The sequence below is a fragment of the Citrobacter sp. LUTT5 genome, from assembly GCF_009905315.1.
Lineage (GTDB): Bacteria > Pseudomonadota > Gammaproteobacteria > Enterobacterales > Enterobacteriaceae > Citrobacter > Citrobacter freundii.
In genome coordinates this window covers 264519-282187 of record NZ_CP047606.1, presented here as the reverse complement: position 1 = coordinate 282187, position 17669 = coordinate 264519, and the positions used below count along the sequence as shown (strand labels likewise).

The 17669-nt window shown below is 52.3% G+C and carries 18 protein-coding genes and 1 pseudogene; 6 read left to right on the top strand and 13 right to left on the bottom strand.

What is annotated here, in order from left to right; all coding sequences use genetic code 11:
* Positions 1-10: 10 nt before the first annotated feature.
* From livG to livK, 4 genes are all read right to left on the bottom strand, one after another.
* The gene (gene livG, locus GUC46_RS01320; protein WP_003023438.1) at positions 11-778 is read right to left on the bottom strand and encodes a high-affinity branched-chain amino acid ABC transporter ATP-binding protein LivG; all 768 of its coding nucleotides are present in this window, start codon (positions 776-778) and stop codon (positions 11-13) included.
* On the bottom strand, positions 775-2052 hold the full coding sequence (livM, locus tag GUC46_RS01315; protein WP_003023436.1) for a branched chain amino acid ABC transporter permease LivM: 1278 nt from the start codon (positions 2050-2052) through the stop codon (positions 775-777). Before livM ends, livG begins: the two co-directional genes overlap by 4 nt.
* On the bottom strand, positions 2049-2975 hold the full coding sequence (gene livH, locus GUC46_RS01310) for a high-affinity branched-chain amino acid ABC transporter permease LivH (protein WP_003023435.1): 927 nt from the start codon (positions 2973-2975) through the stop codon (positions 2049-2051). The genes livM and livH overlap by 4 nt, the downstream gene beginning before the upstream one ends.
* A gap of 61 nt (positions 2976-3036) precedes the next feature.
* Positions 3037-4146 carry a high-affinity branched-chain amino acid ABC transporter substrate-binding protein LivK gene (gene livK, locus GUC46_RS01305; protein WP_003023433.1) on the bottom strand — a complete coding sequence of 370 codons (1110 nt, stop codon included), beginning with the start codon at positions 4144-4146 and terminating at the stop codon, positions 3037-3039.
* A gap of 423 nt (positions 4147-4569) precedes the next feature.
* Here livK and panM point away from each other — a divergent pair, with 423 nt between their 5' ends.
* On the top strand, positions 4570-4953 hold the full coding sequence (gene panM / locus GUC46_RS01300) for an aspartate 1-decarboxylase autocleavage activator PanM (protein ID WP_003846184.1): 384 nt from the start codon (positions 4570-4572) through the stop codon (positions 4951-4953).
* Positions 4938-5065 (top strand): annotated as a pseudogene (locus tag GUC46_RS24205) (hypothetical protein). The gene panM and the pseudogene GUC46_RS24205 overlap by 16 nt, the downstream one beginning before the upstream one ends.
* A gap of 83 nt (positions 5066-5148) precedes the next feature.
* On the opposite strand, the gene livJ reads toward GUC46_RS24205, so the two are convergent.
* From livJ to ftsY, 5 genes are all read right to left on the bottom strand, one after another.
* Positions 5149-6252: a branched chain amino acid ABC transporter substrate-binding protein LivJ gene (gene livJ / locus GUC46_RS01295; protein ID WP_003023428.1), complete on the bottom strand. Its 1104-nt coding sequence runs from the start codon at positions 6250-6252 to the stop codon at positions 5149-5151.
* A gap of 270 nt (positions 6253-6522) precedes the next feature.
* Complete coding sequence (rpoH, locus tag GUC46_RS01290; RefSeq protein WP_003023425.1) at positions 6523-7377, bottom strand: RNA polymerase sigma factor RpoH; 855 nt, start codon at positions 7375-7377, stop codon at positions 6523-6525.
* Between the two features lie 255 nt (positions 7378-7632).
* Entirely contained in the window at positions 7633-8691 is a 1059-nt protein-coding gene (ftsX, locus tag GUC46_RS01285; protein WP_048217071.1) for a permease-like cell division protein FtsX, read from the bottom strand.
* The gene (gene ftsE, locus GUC46_RS01280) at positions 8684-9352 is read right to left on the bottom strand and encodes a cell division ATP-binding protein FtsE (RefSeq protein WP_003023420.1); all 669 of its coding nucleotides are present in this window, start codon (positions 9350-9352) and stop codon (positions 8684-8686) included. Before ftsE ends, ftsX begins: the two co-directional genes overlap by 8 nt.
* A gap of 2 nt (positions 9353-9354) precedes the next feature.
* Positions 9355-10881 carry a signal recognition particle-docking protein FtsY gene (gene ftsY / locus GUC46_RS01275; RefSeq protein WP_096878568.1) on the bottom strand — a complete coding sequence of 509 codons (1527 nt, stop codon included), beginning with the start codon at positions 10879-10881 and terminating at the stop codon, positions 9355-9357.
* A 276-nt stretch (positions 10882-11157) separates the two neighbouring features.
* Between ftsY and rsmD the strand changes: the two genes are divergently transcribed.
* Positions 11158-11754 carry a 16S rRNA (guanine(966)-N(2))-methyltransferase gene (rsmD, locus tag GUC46_RS01270; RefSeq protein WP_130715254.1) on the top strand — a complete coding sequence of 199 codons (597 nt, stop codon included), beginning with the start codon at positions 11158-11160 and terminating at the stop codon, positions 11752-11754.
* Complete coding sequence (locus tag GUC46_RS01265) at positions 11744-12019, top strand: DUF1145 family protein (protein WP_003023415.1); 276 nt, start codon at positions 11744-11746, stop codon at positions 12017-12019. The genes rsmD and GUC46_RS01265 overlap by 11 nt, the downstream gene beginning before the upstream one ends.
* Positions 12020-12071: 52 nt before the next feature.
* On the opposite strand, the gene GUC46_RS01260 is transcribed toward GUC46_RS01265, so the two are convergent.
* From GUC46_RS01260 to GUC46_RS01245, 4 genes are all read right to left on the bottom strand, one after another.
* On the bottom strand, positions 12072-12581 hold the full coding sequence (locus tag GUC46_RS01260; RefSeq protein WP_099975503.1) for a DUF1240 domain-containing protein: 510 nt from the start codon (positions 12579-12581) through the stop codon (positions 12072-12074).
* Position 12582: 1 nt separating this feature from the next.
* Positions 12583-13467 carry a hypothetical protein gene (locus tag GUC46_RS01255; RefSeq protein ID WP_225990721.1) on the bottom strand — a complete coding sequence of 295 codons (885 nt, stop codon included), beginning with the start codon at positions 13465-13467 and terminating at the stop codon, positions 12583-12585.
* Between the two features lie 6 nt (positions 13468-13473).
* Positions 13474-13953 carry an Hcp family type VI secretion system effector gene (locus GUC46_RS01250; RefSeq protein WP_003837826.1) on the bottom strand — a complete coding sequence of 160 codons (480 nt, stop codon included), beginning with the start codon at positions 13951-13953 and terminating at the stop codon, positions 13474-13476.
* A 236-nt stretch (positions 13954-14189) separates the two neighbouring features.
* The gene (locus tag GUC46_RS01245; protein ID WP_003837824.1) at positions 14190-14549 is read right to left on the bottom strand and encodes a DUF2500 domain-containing protein; all 360 of its coding nucleotides are present in this window, start codon (positions 14547-14549) and stop codon (positions 14190-14192) included.
* A 141-nt stretch (positions 14550-14690) separates the two neighbouring features.
* On the opposite strand from GUC46_RS01245, the gene GUC46_RS01240 reads away from it, so the two are divergent.
* Entirely contained in the window at positions 14691-15317 is a 627-nt protein-coding gene (locus tag GUC46_RS01240) for a lysoplasmalogenase (protein ID WP_003846172.1), read from the top strand.
* A gap of 74 nt (positions 15318-15391) precedes the next feature.
* Positions 15392-17590 carry a Zn(II)/Cd(II)/Pb(II) translocating P-type ATPase ZntA gene (zntA, locus tag GUC46_RS01235; RefSeq protein ID WP_160179670.1) on the top strand — a complete coding sequence of 733 codons (2199 nt, stop codon included), beginning with the start codon at positions 15392-15394 and terminating at the stop codon, positions 17588-17590.
* Positions 17591-17669 lie beyond the last annotated feature (79 nt).

Sequence of the window (17669 nt, the reverse complement as noted above, 5' to 3'; positions counted from 1 at the left end):
CTCGCCCCCATTATGCTTCACCTAAATAGGCGCGGATAACATCCGGGTTATTACGAATCTGTTCCGGCGTCCCATTCGCCAGCGGCGTGCCCTGGTTCACCACGTAAATACGATCGGAAATACCCATCACCAGCTTCATGTCGTGCTCAATCAACAAAATGGTGGTGTTGTGATGGTTACGCAGTTCAGCAATCAGCTCGTCCAGCTCTTTGGTCTCTTTCGGGTTGAGTCCCGCAGCGGGTTCGTCGAGCATCAGAATTTCCGGCTGGGTCACCATGCAACGGGCAATCTCCAGACGACGTTGATCGCCATAGGCCAGGTTACTCGCCTGACGGTTGGCGTGCTCCAGCAAACCAATACGCTCCAGCCAGGTGGCGGCACGATCCAACGCTTCACTCTGCGCGCGACGGAACGACGGAGTTTTCAACAGGCCGGAGAAGACGCCGGTTTTCAGTTGCTGATGTTGCGCCACCAGCAGGTTTTCAATCACCGTCATTTCGCGAAACAGACGTACGTGCTGGAAAGTACGCACCACGCCCATACGCGCGATTTGCTGACCCGGTAGTCCTTCCAGGTGCTGGTCGCGCAGCTTAATCGTCCCGCCGGTCGGCTTATAAAAACCGGTCAGACAGTTAAAGACCGTGGTTTTTCCCGCGCCGTTTGGCCCGATTAACGAAACTATTTCCTGCGGCCGCAGTTCCAGTTCAACGTTGTTTACCGCCAGCAGACCGCCGAAGCGCATCATCAGGCCGTTAACGGATAATAATGGCTGACTCATGCCTGCTCTCCTTTTGCTTCCCCGTTTTTCAGCTTCAACTGTGGACGGGTCATCGGCAACAAGCCCTGCGGACGCCAGATCATCATCAGTACCATTAAACCACCCAGCATTAACATGCTGTATTCGTTGAAATCACGCATCAGCTCGCGTGACACTACCAGCAGGATGGCCGCGAGGATCACCGCAAACTGTGAGCCCATTCCGCCCAATACCACAATTGCCAGCACAAAGGCCGACTCGGCAAAGGTGAAGGATTCCGGGCTGACGAAGCCCTGGCGCGCGGCAAACAGCGTACCGGCAAAACCGGCAAACGCGGCGCTGATGGTAAAAGCTGTCAGTTTGATGCGCGTAGGGTTTAAGCCCAGCGAGCGACAGGCTATTTCATCTTCACGCAGCGCTTCCCACGCACGGCCCAACGGCATACGCAGCAGACGGTTAATCACAAACAGCGAGAAGACCACCAGCAGCAGCGCCACCAGATAGAGGAAAATGACGCGGTCAGAGGGATCGTACTTGACGTTAAAGAAGTTGCTGAAGGTATCCCAGCCGCCTTCACGAGCGGTACGGCTAAACTCCAGACCGAAAAAGGTCGGTTTCGGGATCTGGCTGATACCGTTCGGGCCACCGGTCACTTCGGTGTTGTTGAGCAGCAGGATACGGACGATTTCACCGAAGCCTAAGGTCACAATAGCCAGATAATCACCGCGCAGGCGCAGTACCGGGAAGCCGAGCAGGAAGCCCGCAGCAGCGGAAACCAGCCCCGCCAGCGGCAGACAGGTCCAGAAGCCGAGTCCGTAATAGTGGTTCAGCAGCGCGAAGGTGTAAGCGCCGATGGCATAAAAGCCGCCGTAGCCCAGCACCAGCAGGCCGGAAAGCCCCACCACCACGTTTAAGCCGAGGCCGAGGATGATATAAATCATCGTCAGCGTGGCGATATCCACCGTACCGCGCGAGACCATAAACGGCCACGCCACGGCAATCACCAGCAACGCCACCAGGAACAGCTTCTGTTTAACGGTGGAGCCGTCAATCGCCGGCAGAATAAACTTCGGTCCGGAGACGCTCTTCAGGCCCTTCTGGAAAGCTGGACGCAGCAACTGAAAGAGGAAGACCACGCCAGTACCAATAAACACCCACTGCCAGCGAATATCCGCCGCGGAATCCACCACCAGTTTGGTGCCGTCAAGCTCTAACTGAACGCCCATAAAGACGCCCGCCAGGACAAAGAACATGGCGGCAGAGAGCAGCGCCATTGCAAAATGCATCGGTTTCATACTTTCTCTACCTCCGGGCGACCCAGAATACCGGTCGGCATCACCAGCAGCACCAGAATCAGCAGCGCGAATGAAACGACGTCTTTGTATTCAGTACTCAGATAAGCAGAGGAGAGCGCTTCCGCGACGCCCAGAATCAGGCCGCCGATCATCGCCCCAGGAATGCTGCCGATGCCGCCAAGCACCGCTGCGGTAAAGGCCTTCATCCCGGCCATAAAGCCGATGTACGGGTTAATTACGCCATAGAATTGACCAAGCAGCACGCCCGCGACCGCCGCCATTGCCGCGCCAATCACAAAGGTCAGCGCAATCACGCGATCGGTGTTGATGCCGAGCAGGCTGGCCATTTTCAAGTCTTCCGCGCAGGCACGGCAGGCGCGACCCATACGGGAGTAACGGATAAACAGCGTCAGCGCCAGCATCGCCAGGAAGGTTACAATCCAGATAACCAGCTGCATGGTGGTGATGGAAGCAGAGAAGTTTTCGCTACTGCCAACGGTCCACTGGCCATTAAACAGGCTGGGCAGTGCCACATCGCGCGAACCTTCCGTCAGGCTGACGTAGTTTTGCAGGAAGATGGACATCCCGATGGCGGAAATCAGCGCGATCAGGCGCTTAGAGCTGCGCACGGGTCGATACGCCACGCGTTCAATGCTCCAGCCGTAGGCGCTGGCAATCACAATCGCGCCGACGAAGCCCGCCGCGACCAGTAGCCAACTGGAATCAATGCCCATCATCATTAGCGCGGCGATGATCATAAAGGAGACATAGCTGCCGATCATATACACCTCGCCATGGGCGAAGTTGATCATGCCGATAATGCCGTACACCATCGTGTAACCGATGGCGATCAGCGCGTAGGTGCTTCCCAGCGTGACGCCGTTAAACATCTGCTGCAAGAAATAGAGGAACTGCTCGGACATAAGGTAACCTTTTTATACCCGCCCATTTTACGCGGGCGGTGGGATAACTCGTCTTCAGGTATTACTTCGCAACGGTCGATGAACCGTCCGCATGCCACTGGAAGACACCAAACTCAAATCCCTTCAAATCGCCTTTTTCGTCCCATTTCAGCGGCCCAATCACGGTATCAGCCCCGTGTGCTTTCAGATCTTTCACCAGGTCCAGCGGCTCTTTGCTACCGCTGCGATCCATTGCTGTCGCCAATGACTGGACGGCTGCATAAGTGATCCACACGTACGGTCCAGTTGGATCTTTCTTGTCAGCTTTGAGCGCATCGACGATAGCTTTATTCGCCGGATCCTGGTCATAGCGTTTTGGCATGGTCACCAGCATGCCTTCAGCGGCATCACCAGCAATGTTAGACAGCGACGCATTGCCGACGCCCTCTGGTCCCATAAACTGGGTTTTCAGCCCGACGGAACGTGCCTGGCGCAGCATTTGCCCCATTTCCGGGTAGTAGCCGCCGTAATAAACAAAGTCGATATTTTCTTTTTTCAGGCGAGCGATCAGCGCAGAAAAATCTTTTTCCCCGGCGGTGATACCGTCAAAGAAAACGATGTTGGCTTTGCCCGCTTTCAGGCTGTCCTGCACTGAACGCGCCAGGCCTTCACCGTATTGCTGTTTATCGTGAATGATGGCAATGCGCTGCGGCTTCACCTTCTCCAGAATGTATTTCGCGGCGGTCGGCCCTTGAGAGGAGTCCAGGCCCGCTGTACGCATAATGTGAGCGTAACCGCGCTGGGTCAGTTCCGGGTTTGTGGCGCCCGGAGAAATCATCAGAATGCCTTCATCTTCATAGATATCTGATGCGGGCTGCGTGGAAGATGAGCACAGATGTCCAATAACGTACTGAATGCCGTCATTGACGATTTTGTTCGCTACCGCAACGGCCTGTTTCGGATCGCAGGCGTCGTCATATTCCACAGCGACCAGTTTGTCGCCTTTGACCCCGCCTTTGGCATTGATATCTTTAATGGCCTGACGTGCGCCATTAAATTCCATATCACCCCACTGCGCGACCGGACCTGACATCGCGCCGACAACAGCGACCTTGATATCTTCCGCCATGACCGCGTGTGACATTGCCAGTGCTATCACCCCTGCGATGATTGTTTTCGCATTCCGTTTCATTACCTGAATCCCCATTCGTGACGTAATTAATATTTTGTATTTATGTGGTTAAAAAGCAGTCTGTGCTTTTTTTGAACTGCACTATTTTTACCAGTCTCATTAATGGTTTAGCGCAGTCATTTAAGCAAAATCAGGCTAAAATCTCTATTTTTCAGTCGATTAAGAAAAGATAATATTCTGCTTTTCACTATAGATAAACAAAAAAAAGCATGTTTGTCAGCATAAAATAACGGTACAAAGAGCCGAATAAAATGCTGCATTCCAGGGTATTATTCTGCCTGTTTTTCAATCTCTACGGTTTCAAACTGTCATTACTGTTGTTACAAAATTATTAATCTGGTTATTCACATAAAAAAGAGAAAGCATCCGGGTGAATTATTTCGGTACACTCATTCCATCTTTTGTGATTTGGACATGCTGTTAATGAAGCTGACCATCGTTCGTTTAGAGAACTTTAGCGACCAGGACCAGATTGATCTGGGCAAAATCTGGCCGGAATATTCCGCCTCATCATTAAGCGTAGATGAAACGCACCGGATCTACGCCGCGCGCTTTAACGAGCGTCTGTTAGGCGCAGTTCGCGTAACCCTGAGCGGCACGCAAGGCGCATTGGATTCCTTGCGCGTACGCGATATCACCCGCCGCCGCGGCGTCGGGCAGTATTTGATCGAAGAAGTGATCCGGGAAAACCCTGACGTGAGTTCATGGTGGATGGCCGACGTCGGCGTTGAAGACCGCAGCGTGATGGCCGCGTTTATGCAGGCGTTAGGGTTTACGGCCCAGGAAAATGGCTGGGAAAAAAGATAAAAAAGCCGGATGGCGCTGACGCTTATCCGGCCTACATGCTGGGAGCAAAAAATAAAAAACCACCTCGCAATTTTCCAAGAATTTCACGTTGCAGGAAGGCGGCAAGTTATGAAGTCCCCGGAAGCTTACATAAGTAAGTGACCGGGGTTGAATAACGCAGCCAACGCGTCTGCAGCGCGAAAGGCGCCAGGAAAATTATTTGGCGTCGGTCGCCGTCCCGTTTGCATGCCAGTCAAACACGCCGAATTCGAAGCCTTTCAGATCGCCCTTCGCATCCCATGACAGCGGCCCCATTACGGTTTCCACTGAGTTTGCTTTCAGGTATTTGGCAATTTCAGCCGGGTCGTCAGACTGGTTCAGACCGGCCTGCAAGGATTGCAGCGCGGCGTAGGTGGTCCATACGAATGCACCGCTCGGATCCTGTTTCTTGGCTTTGATCGCGTCCACAATCGGTTTGTTCGCCGGAACCTGATCGTAGTTTTTCGGTTTCGTTACCAGTAAGCCTTCTGCAGACTCACCCGCGATGTTAGACAGCGACACGTTCGCTACCCCTTCTGGTCCCATAAACTGGGTTTTCAGACCCGCAGCGCGTGCCTGGCGCAGAATCTGCCCCATTTCCGGGTGGTAACCACCGTAGTAAACGAAATCGATATTCTCTTTCTTCAGACGCGCCACCAGCGTAGAGAAATCTTTCTCGCCAGCGGTGATCCCATCGAAGAACACCACGTCAGCGTTGGCTTTCTTGAGGTTGTCCTGCACGGAACGCGCCAGGCCTTCACCGTACTGTTGTTTGTCGTGAACGATCGCAATGCGCTTCGGCTTCACTTTTTCAACGATATATTTGGCAGCAGTCGGGCCCTGATCGGAATCCAGACCGGTGGTACGTAACACCAGGTTATAGCCGCGTGCGGTCAGCTCTGGCGCCGTTGCCGCTGGGGTAATCATCAGAATGCCTTCGTCTTCATAGATATCTGACGCAGGCTGAGTGGAAGATGAGCACAGGTGGCCGATAACATATTTAATCCCGTCGTTGACCACTTTGTTAGCTACCGCTACCGCTTGTTTCGGGTCACAGGCATCGTCATATTTCACCATGACAAGTTTGTCGCCTTTCACGCCGCCTTTGGCATTGATATCTGCAATCGCCTGCTCTGCGCCAGTAAATTCCTGATCGCCATACTGCGCTACCGGACCGGACATCGCGCCGACGACAGCAACTTTAATATCCTTAGCAAACGCCATATTGCTCAAAGACAGGGCGATACATCCTGCCAATAACGCTTTACCCTTCATATTCATCCTGACAATCCCCATTATTGTGGTTATTACGTGTGTTGTGATGTTGTTGTTCAGCACTTTATTTCGATTATTGGATAGCCACCCGTGCTTTAGCAGCATACTCTGCTAAAACATACCCGATTTTTATTATTTTGGAATAGCTAAATTTGACATGCAGATAACAACTTGATGACAAAAAGCATAAACGTCAGGAGAGAGGGGGAGAGATAAAAACAAAAAACCCCGGATTTTCATCCAGGGTTTATCAGCATTTCCAGGTCGGCTGGAAGATTATGCTTCGATCGCCGCGCGCAATTTTTTCATGGCGTTCTTTTCAAGCTGACGAACACGTTCAGCGGAAACGCCGTAGCGATCGGCCAGTTCCTGCAACGTCGACTTGTTGTCTTCGTCCAGCCAACGAGCACGAATGATGTCCTGGCTACGCTCGTCCAGACCTTCCATTGCGTGGGTCAGTTTGTTCGCGGCCTGATCTTCCCAGTTATCTTCTTCAATGCCGTCGGCAAAGTTAGAAGATTTATCCTGCAGATACAGCACCGGGGCCATCGGCTGGCTGTCAGACTCATCGTCTGAAGACATGTCAAACGTCATGTCCTGCGCCGCCATACGGGATTCCATTTCGCGCACGTCTTTGCTGGAAACACCCAGCTCGCGAGCAACCATTTCAACTTCGTCCTGGTTAAACCAGCCCAGACGCTGCTTGGTTTTACGCAGGTTAAAGAACAGCTTACGCTGCGCTTTAGTGGTCGCGACTTTAACGATACGCCAGTTACGCAGAACGTATTCGTGGATCTCAGCTTTGATCCAATGCACAGCGAAGGAAACCAGGCGCACACCCACTTCCGGGTTGAAACGGCGCACGGCTTTCATCAGGCCGATATTACCTTCCTGAATCAGATCCGCCTGCGGCAGGCCATAGCCCGCATAATTACGAGCAACATGAACAACAAAGCGCAGGTGAGACAGGATCAGCGTTTTAGCTGCTTCCAGATCGCCCTGGTAATGCAGCTTTTCAGCCAGTGCCCGCTCCTCGTCAGCCGACAACATCGGCCACGCGTTCGCAGCCCGGATGTAAGATTCCAGGTTACCAACAGGGGCTAAAGCTAAATTTTGCATTTCTTTGGTCATTCAAATCCTCTCAATCTTTTCATCTGGCGCATTGGCTAAAACCAATAGCAACAACCATGCCAGAGCTTATGAGCAACGAGAATATCATTCAATCTTTTATCAGACAGTGATTTTATCCACAAGTTCCATGTCGTAATGTGTATAGATTACGCACAAAATGTGACATCACAATGAATACGCCGGGAAGAGATCACAGGGACTCTTTCCCTGCAGAGCGAACTACTCAGTGCAGGGAAAGATTATACCAGAGATTTTTTAATCGGGGGTAAAGTGGCGTAAATGTTGAACCGTGGCAAGCCAGGCTGCCACCCAGCCAATCATCGAGCACACCAGCAGCAATAACAGGCATTCATCGAATGATAAGCCATTGATATCAAACTTGGTTCCAAATACCTGTGCCACTTCAGTCACCGCTGACGACAGACGCATCACCAAAATTTCTGACAAAATCAGTGAAAGAAATGCACCGGAAAAACCGAGCAGTGCCCCGCCGTAGAGGAACGGACGCAGGATAAATCCATCCGTCGCGCCAATCAGTTTTTGCACGTTAATGGTATCGCGACGCGCAAAAATACTCAGACGCACGCTGTTACCGATGACGAGGAAGACCGCCGCTACCATCAGCACGCCAATCATCGCGGAAACGCGTCCGACAAGGCCCGTCAGCGCCGCCAGGCGAGCGAACCAGCTGTCATCCATCCGCACTTCATCAATACCATTGATTTGTGCGATGCGGTCACGCAGCGTGTTTAGCGACTCCGTACCCTGGAAATCCAGTTTCGGGATCACCACCGCCACGGCCGGCAGCGGGTTCTCTTCCAGCATATCCAGCGCACCGCCAAATCCAGACCAGTTACGGAATTCGCCCAGCGCGTCGTCACGGGAAAGATAATTCACTTTATCCACGCCCTGCTCGGCCTGCAACTGACCAACCACCCGCGCCGCCGCATCATCATCCAACGTTTTTTGCAGGTAAACGGTGATCTGCGGGGACGGATAATACTGACTTGCTGCATGGTTTACGTTCTTATAAACCATGTAGCACACGCTTGGCAGCGTCAGGGAGATGGCAATAACCATCACCGTCAGGAACGTCGCCAGCGGCTTGCTTTTCAGGTCCTGTAACGCGCCCTGGAACGCATAACGTACCTGCTCATTAAAGACATTGGTTTTACGCGAGTTCGGCTTTGGCGCGGCCTTCGCACGCTTAGGCGCGTTGCGACCGCCATCACCCGGCGCACCGCCCGATTTACGAAAGCGATCCAGTCGGCCACCGAACTGTTTGATTTGGTTAATAGCGTCACGTCTATTCATGCGCCAGGCCTCCATGCAGATGTCCATCGCTCAGAACCATTTGGCGATAGGAGCGACGGGAGATCAGGCCAATATCGTGCGTGGCCATTAATACCGTGACCCCGACGCGGTTAAACTCTTCGAACAGTCGCAGGATCCCTTCCGACAGCGCGTCATCCAGGTTCCCCGTTGGTTCATCCGCCAGCAGCACCGCTGGTTTATTCACCACCGCACGGGCAATGCCGACGCGCTGTTGTTCACCGCCAGAGAGCTGAATCGGGAAGTTTTTCGCTTTGTCCAACAGCCCGACCTTATCCAGCGCCGCTGACACGCGACGACGAATATCGTCCCCGCTGGCGCCCGCGATGATCAGTGGGATTGCCACGTTGTCAAACACGGTTCTGTCCATTAGCAGGTGGTGATCCTGAAAAATCATGCCAATCTGACGACGCAGAAACGGCACTTCGCGGTTTTTCAAACGGCTGATGTCATGCCCGCTAAAGTAGATTTTCCCGGCGCTGGGCCGTTCAATTCCACAAATCAGCTTCAGCAGGGTACTTTTCCCCGCGCCGGAGTGGCCGGTCAGAAACGCCATCTCGCCAGGCTGCATATGGAAGGTCACTCCCTGCAGCGCTTGTCTCCCACCGAGATAGGCCTTGCTGACATGTTCAAAGCGAATCATTGTTAATCCTCTCGGGCAAAAAGTGCCTCTATAAAATCGTCCGCTTTAAACGGACGTAAATCCTCGATACGTTCGCCCACACCGATATAGCGGATAGGGATGCCAAACTGATCGGCAACCGAGAAGATAACCCCACCCTTCGCCGTACCATCCAGCTTGGTCAGAGTGATACCGGTTAAGCCCACCGCTTCATGGAACAGTTTGGCCTGGCTTATCGCATTCTGCCCGGTGCTGGCGTCGATAGTCAGCATAACTTCATGCGGCGCATCTTCGTCCAGCTTCTTCATGACGCGAACGATTTTTTTCAATTCTTCCATCAGGTGCGATTTATTCTGCAAACGCCCTGCGGTATCAGCGATCAGCACATCTACGTTACGCGCCTTCGCCGCCTGGATGGCATCAAAGATAACGGACGCGGAATCCGCACCGGTATGCTGAGCAATCACCGGAATATTATTACGCTGACCCCAGACCTGCAGCTGTTCTACCGCCGCCGCACGGAAAGTATCGCCCGCCGCCAGCATTACTGATTTACCCTGCTGCTCAAACTGACGCGCCAGCTTACCAATAGTGGTGGTTTTGCCCACACCGTTGACGCCAACCATTAAGATAACAAATGGTGTTTTGCCCTCAACATTCAGCGGTTCGTCAACCTTCGCCAGAATCTCGCCCATCTCTTCTTTCAGCAGGCCGTACAGCGCTTCCGCATCTTTAAGCTGCTTGCGGCTGGCACCTTCTGTCAGATTCGCAATGATCTTACGGGTCGTTTCTACGCCCACATCGGCGATCAGCAGTTGCTCTTCCAGCTCTTCAAACAGATCATCGTCGATCTTTTTACCACGGAACAGACTGATAAATCCGGAACCGAGGTTTTCTTTTGTTTTCAGCAGGCTGCGTTTCAGTCGCGCAAAGAAACCTTCTTTGGTTGGTTTTTCCTGCTCCTGGACTACCTCTTCTTCTACTGGTTCTTCTACAGCAGGTTCTTCTACCGGCACCACCATAACCGCTTCTTCAGCAACCTCAGCGGCCAGCGCCTGTGCTTCCAGCTCTTCGTCGGTCAGTTGCGGCTCGTTTTCAGCTTCTTCTTCAGCCGCCTCAACGATTTCCACGGTTTCCGCTTCGGCCTGCCACTCTTCGGCAGAAACTTCTTCGGTTTTCACCTCTTCCGGCAGCGGCAATTCTTCGCGTTCGATAACCACCGCAGCTGGCGTTTCCACTACAGTTTCAGCAACGGGTTCAGCAACCGGCTCAATTTCCGGCTGCGCTTGTTCGGCGACAGGTTCTTCTTCCGGCTGCAGTTTCTCAATTTCCGCAACCTGTTCAGTTACTTCAACGACTTCAGCAGCAAAGGCTTGCGTTTCCGCCTCGCTACGGGTTTCCTCGGCGCGCGGCTGTTCTTCAACGACAGTAGTTTCTTCAGCAACCGGTTGTTGTTCTTCGTTTTTTACTTCTGTCTCGTTTTCCGGTGCCTGCTCTTTTTGACCAAAGCCCAGCCAGGAAAAAAAGCCACGTTTTTTCTCTTTCGCCATTTGCGACTACACTCCCCCGCTGTTGCTTCATGGCACAGCGTCAACGCTATGTACATAGCAGCTAAAAAAATGATGAAATAGTCTATCACTTATACCCAATGAATTTCGAGTTACGTCAAGGCGGCAAGCGCACGAATCCCGATGAGCTTACTTTTAGTAAGTGATTCGGGTGAGTAAGTGCAGCCAACGAAGAGGTAACTTGAAAGGCGACGGGTTAACTTAACTCACTTCACCGCCTGGAATGACATGCTATAGGCGGATTGAGCAATAATAGAAATGAAAAAACCGAATCACTCTGGTAGCGGCCAGATCCGCATTATTGGCGGGCAATGGCGTGGCCGTAAACTCCCGGTTCCGGACAGCCCCGGCCTGCGTCCGACCACCGACCGTGTGCGCGAAACGTTGTTTAACTGGCTGGCCCCGATAATGGTCGATGCTCACTGTCTGGACTGCTTCGCCGGCAGCGGCGCGCTGGGGCTGGAAGCCCTCTCTCGCTATGCGGCAAATGCGACGCTTCTGGAGATGGATCGCGCGGTATCTCAGCAGCTACAAAAGAACCTCGCCACCCTGAAAGCCTCCCATGCCCGCGTCGTCAATACCAATACGCTGACATTTTTGGCTCAGACGGGTACGCCGCATAACGTGGTATTTGTGGATCCGCCGTTTCGCAAAGGGTTACTGGAAGAAACATTAACACTTCTGGAAACTCATGGCTGGCTGGCAAATGAAGCGTATATTTACGTTGAAAGCGAAGTAGAAAACGGTTTGCCGCCGGTTCCGGTGAACTGGTCGCTATACCGTGAGAAAGTTGCCGGACAGGTCGCCTATCGCCTGTACCAACGTGAAGCACGAGGAGAACACGATGTTGATTAACCTGGGACGCCTGCTGATGCTGTGCGTCTGGGCATTTTTACTACTGAATATTTTCCAACCTTTTCCACGCCCGCTTAACATCTTCGTTAACGTCGCACTGATATTTATGGTGCTGATGCATGGCATGCAGCTGGCGCTACTAAAAAGCACCATGCCTAAAGATGGCCCGCAGATGACCAACGGAGAGAAAATCCGTATTTTTCTGTTCGGCGTCTTTGAGCTACTGGTGTGGCAGAAGAAGATTAAAGATCAGCTGAAGAAGTAACTGCGATCTTTTCGCCCGGCGGCGCGTTGCGAGCCGGGCCTGTTAAACACCATCACGGTGGTGATACGCCGTCCAGCTGATCTTTCAGTTTTGGAATATCTCTACTGGCTCTTGTTTTCCGCAGGTGTTTCACCTGCTCGCAAATCTCTTCGGTCCGGGTGTAATAGGTGCCAGACGTCGGGCCTGGACGCTCGCATAAAACATAGTTAGTACCAAGAGGATAAAAAATAACAATAAAAGAGAGGATATTTCCAACAACAAACCCTACACCCGCAACATGGATACCGATAGTAAATACCCTGTCGAAGAATTTGGGCGGCTGCATGCTTTTCGTAAAGGTCACGTAGGCAATACATAAAGTAAAGAAAAAACCCACAGGAAACATCAGCAGCAGAGAAAATGACCCCCAGAAAAAATAAACAATGCTCCTGGATTCAATAAGATCGGTAATGTCTGGCACACTGGCGTGATAAAACCCCCAACTAATCCCACCAACAAAAAGCATAAAAAAAAACGACTTACATCTTTTCTTAATATTCTCCAGATTAATATTAAAGCTCATATCAATAAATTCCGCCGTAAAGTGAACCGCTATATCCCGAGTGTCGAGAGTTCCACTCTGCAATTTTTTGCTGCTCTTTCATCCCCTCACAAATACACGCTATAAGTTTGTCTGACAGCTCGTATTTTTCGTCCACTTCATTGAGGATATAAGCAATAAAGAAACCTAATGCAACAGCACAAACAATTTCTCCCCAAACCGGAACTGCTGCGCTCGTTACAATAAATGAAGATAAGAACAACACAGGGGTTCTCCCAGCTAATTTGGAGGCAAAAACACTCACAATCACCTTCGCCACATCCATCGTCACGTTTCCCAGCAATGCGGCAACGTCATGTTCGGATTTAAACACCAGCTCAATGAACCGCCAGCATGCGGAAAACCAGATGCAGAATCTGGCCCCTGACATTATGCCATTTCGAAACCCGGCGCTGCCAATGCCCACTTCAAGTACTTTAGGATGATTTATCCGGTAACGGGTGCCGTTAAGAATGCGCCGCAGAGAAGGGTAGCCCGTAATCTTCACATACAGCTTTCCCTGATAAGCATATTGCGTTGCTTTAATCCCAAGGCCTTTTAAGGTAAAGACAATCTTCCCGGCCTGCTGATAAGAAAAAAGCTTTAGCAGTTTTTTCGTCGCATCAGCCGTATCTTTGATATTACCGGCATAATTCGTCGAAAAACTGACGGGTTTACTGCCCAGCAAATCATCAATCACGCCCTGAGCCTCTTCAAGCGTTAGCAGCATAATGTGTTGTGTATTGCTATTCAGGTTATTTTTCAGCGTTCTGATTTCGTTCTCGATACGCTGATTACGCTGCCAGTTATTTCCTCTAAGAATATCTTCACGATGATTCCCTATCCAGTCATAATAGCTTTCCATCATTGCTCCTTAAAAAATTCGCTCATCCCAAAGGCTGTATGCGCTGGTTCCAGCAATAAGATGTTCCCAGGAAATAGACTCGTAAGACAGTTCAATGATTTCTTCTGGCTGACCCGCACTGTCATCGATGGTATGAGGCACCTGCAAATGGATGCTGGATATTCTGGCATTGATAAGTTTTAGTACGTAATAACACTCGTTTAAACCCGCCGGACTCGTGCGATAGAAGCTAAATTCACAGCTCAATATTTCATTGTCTGTTATGGCTTTTCCTAACAAAGGCGAGGATTTATCTACCGGCTTAATAAATGTCAAACATTGATGGTTCACATTTTGCACCCGGCTCATGCCATGGTTAACTGTCATTACCATTATCTGGTCACGATGGGCAGGTTGTGATTTATTTCCGATTGAACTTACCGAAGCACATCCAGCAGAAATCAAACCCTGCGCCTGCCCATTTAAGGCCAGCCACATTGTATTCGCCATATAAATTCCTTAGTCTATTTTTTAAAACATTTATATATACGATGAAGTTGAAATAGCAGAATAGTGAAAGGCGGGTGGAAAAATAGTGATGCAATCGATGTTTTTAGGTAAGCAATAAATATGTAACCTACAAAATAATTATCGAGAAATTAATAAAAAATATACTTCATAAGCATTATATATTTAATTTAAATTTATTGTCGGCGCTGACGCGATAAACACAGCGCCGATCGGCATTATTGCACCGGCGTAAACCCCTCAAAACGCGAACCTTTGTAACTTAGCGTGCCTTTATCCCCGACCGTTAGCGCATGGTACTGCTGAGCATCCAGACGAAACGTCTGCTCCAGGCCGCCGTTTTGTGGCTTAAAGCTGGCTTCATAGCGCATGCTGGTTCCCGCCGGGCTCACTTCCTGTTGACGGGATCGTCGATCGTTAAGCGGTTTTTCCCGTTTGTTACTCACCACCACCTGCTTTTGCACCAGCGGCGCCGCATCATTATCGGCTTTTTCACGCCGCTGCTGAACAAAGCGAAACGACGCGGCGACAACAATTAAGATAATGATAACAATGAAAAAAAGTGGTGGTTTGCTCATAGTATTAACCCATCAGAAAATGCGGAAATAAGCATACATTGCCCGTTATGGTGTTGTCATCTGGCAGTGTCGACCTCTACACTGGACAGTAGAGCCGTAAGCACCCCGCTTACGAAAAAATAACGAATTCAAGGAACTAAGATGCTTTGGTCGTTTATCGCTGTCTGCCTTTCCGCATGGTTGTTCGTGGATGCTTCCTATCGTGGGCCCGCCTGGCAACGCTGGGTCTTTAAACCCCTGACGTTACTCCTGCTGGCGCTGCTGGCCTGGCAGGCGCCAATGTTTAACGCTATCAGCTATCTGGTGCTGGCTGGTCTGCTGGCCTCGCTGCTGGGCGATGCGCTGACGTTATTGCCGCGCCAACGCCTGCTGTACGCCGTGGGGGCATTCTTCCTGTCGCATCTGCTGTATACCATTTACTTCGCCAGCCAAATGACGCTGTCGTTCTTCTGGCCTTTGCCGTTGGTGCTGGCGGTACTGGGGGCGTTGCTGATCGCCGTGATCTGGACGCGTCTGGAAGAGTTGCGCATTGCTATTTGTACCTTTATTGGCATCACGCTGATGATGGTCTGGATGGCTGGCGAACTGTGGTTCTTCCGCCCGACCGCTCCGGCGCTGTCGGCATTTATGGGCGCATCGCTCCTGTTCATTGGCAATATTGTTTGGCTGGGTAGCCATTACCGTCGTCGCTTTCGCGCCGATAACGCCATTGCCGCCGCCTGCTACTTCGCCGGACATTTCCTGATTGTTCGTTCGTTGTATCTTTAAAATGCTTGACTCTGGAGTCGACTCCAGAGTGTATCCTCCGGTTAATACGAAATGATTATCAACCGGAGGATGCCATGTCGACACCTGATACCAATGGCAAAAAGGCCCCACAATTTTCTTCTTTCAAGCCAGCGCCTGCGCCACAAAAGGCGGATGACTGCTGCTGCGAAGGAAGCTGCTCCACTACACCGCCCGTATCCGATACCGTACTAGGTACCCGCTATTCCTGGAAAGTGGCGGGCATGGACTGTGCAGCCTGCGCCCGCAAAGTAGAAAATGCGGTCCGCCAGGTCAGCGACGTCAACCAGGTCCAGGTTCTGTTCGCCACTGAAAAACTGGTGGTCGATGCCGGTTCCGATATCCGCCAGCAAGTTGAAAACGCGGTGCAAAAAGCAGGTTATACCCTGCGCGATGAGCACGCGACGGACGCCGCCCGCGAGTCACGTTTTAAAGAAAACCTACCGCTGATTTCGCTGATTATCATGATGGCGATTAGCTGGGGGCTGGAGCAGTTCAATCATCCCATCGGTCAGATAGCGTTTATCGCCACCACGCTGGTCGGTCTGTATCCCATTGCCCGTCAGGCCCTGCGTCTGATGGAAACCGGCAGCTACTTTGCCATTGAAACGTTGATGAGCGTGGCCGCCATCGGCGCACTGTTTATCGGCGCGACGGCGGAAGCCGCCATGGTGCTGCTGCTGTTTTTAATTGGCGAACGCCTGGAAGGATGGGCCGCCAGCCGGGCCCGTAAAGGGGTCAGCGCACTGATGGCGCTCAAACCGGAAACCGCCACGCGCCTGCGTAACGGCGAGCGCGAAGAGGTGGCTATTAATAGCCTCCGCCCTGGCGATGTTATTGAAGTTGCCGCGGGTGGGCGTTTACCTGCCGACGGCAAACTGGTCTCCGGGTTTGCCAGTTTTGATGAAAGCGCCCTGACCGGCGAATCGATCCCGGTTGAACGCGCCACCGGCGAGAAAGTCCCGGCAGGTGCCACCAGCGTGGACCGTCTGGTTACACTGGAAGTGCTCTCCGAACCGGGCGCCAGCGCCATTGATCGTATTCTGAAGCTGATTGAAGAAGCGGAAGAACGTCGCGCCCCCATTGAGCGCTTTATTGACCGTTTCAGTCGAATTTACACTCCAGCCATTATGGCGGTTGCGCTGCTGGTCACCCTCGTACCGCCGCTGCTGTTTGCCGCATCCTGGCAGGAGTGGATTTATAAAGGACTGACGCTGCTGTTGATTGGCTGTCCTTGCGCACTGGTGATTTCAACCCCCGCAGCCATTACCTCTGGTCTTGCCGCCGCGGCGCGTCGTGGGGCGTTAATCAAAGGCGGGGCCGCGCTGGAACAGTTGGGTAGAGTCACGCAGGTGGCGTTTGATAAAACCGGCACTCTGACCGTGGGTAAACCGCGCGTCACTGCGATTCACCCGGCGAGTGGTATTGGCGAAGCTGAACTGCTGGCGCTGGCGGCAGCGGTAGAGCAAGGTGCGACACACCCGCTGGCACAAGCGATTGTCCGGGAAGCACAAACACGCGAACTGACTATTCCTGTCGCAAGAGAGCAACGGGCTCTGGTTGGCTCTGGAATTGAAGCGCTGGTCAACGGCGAACGCGTGCTGATTTGCGCCGCCGGTAAGCAGCCTGCTGATGCCTTTGCCGGGCAGATAAGCGAGCTGGAAAGCGCGGGCCAAACGGTGGTGCTGGTGCTGCGTAACGATACTGTACTCGGCGTGCTGGCCCTACAGGACACGCTGCGCGACGACGCTCGCAGCGCTATCGCCGAGCTTGATCAGATTGGCGTGAAAGGCGTGATCCTGACCGGTGATAACCCGCGTGCGGCGGCCGCCATTGCCAGTGAACTGGGTCTCGAATTTAAAGCAGGACTCTTGCCGGAAGATAAGGTGCAGGCCGTTACCCATCTCAACCGACAATCGCCGCTGGCGATGGTTGGCGACGGTATCAACGACGCTCCGGCAATGAAAGCGGCTACCATCGGCATTGCGATGGGAAGCGGGACCGACGTCGCGCTGGAAACCGCCGATGCCGCCCTGACCCACAACCGCCTGCGCGGTCTGGTGCAAATGATTCAATTGGCGCGGGCCACCCATGCCAATATTCGCCAGAACATTGCGATTGCGCTGGGCCTGAAGGGGATTTTCCTCGTCACCACGCTGCTCGGGATAACCGGATTGTGGCTGGCAGTGCTGGCCGATACGGGGGCAACGGTACTGGTGACCGCTAACGCGCTGCGGTTGTTACGTAAAGGATAGTTTTTTGCCGGATGACGGCGTGGCCTTATCCAGCCTACGGGTTACACGTTCTTTGTAGGCCGGATAAGCGTTAGCGCCA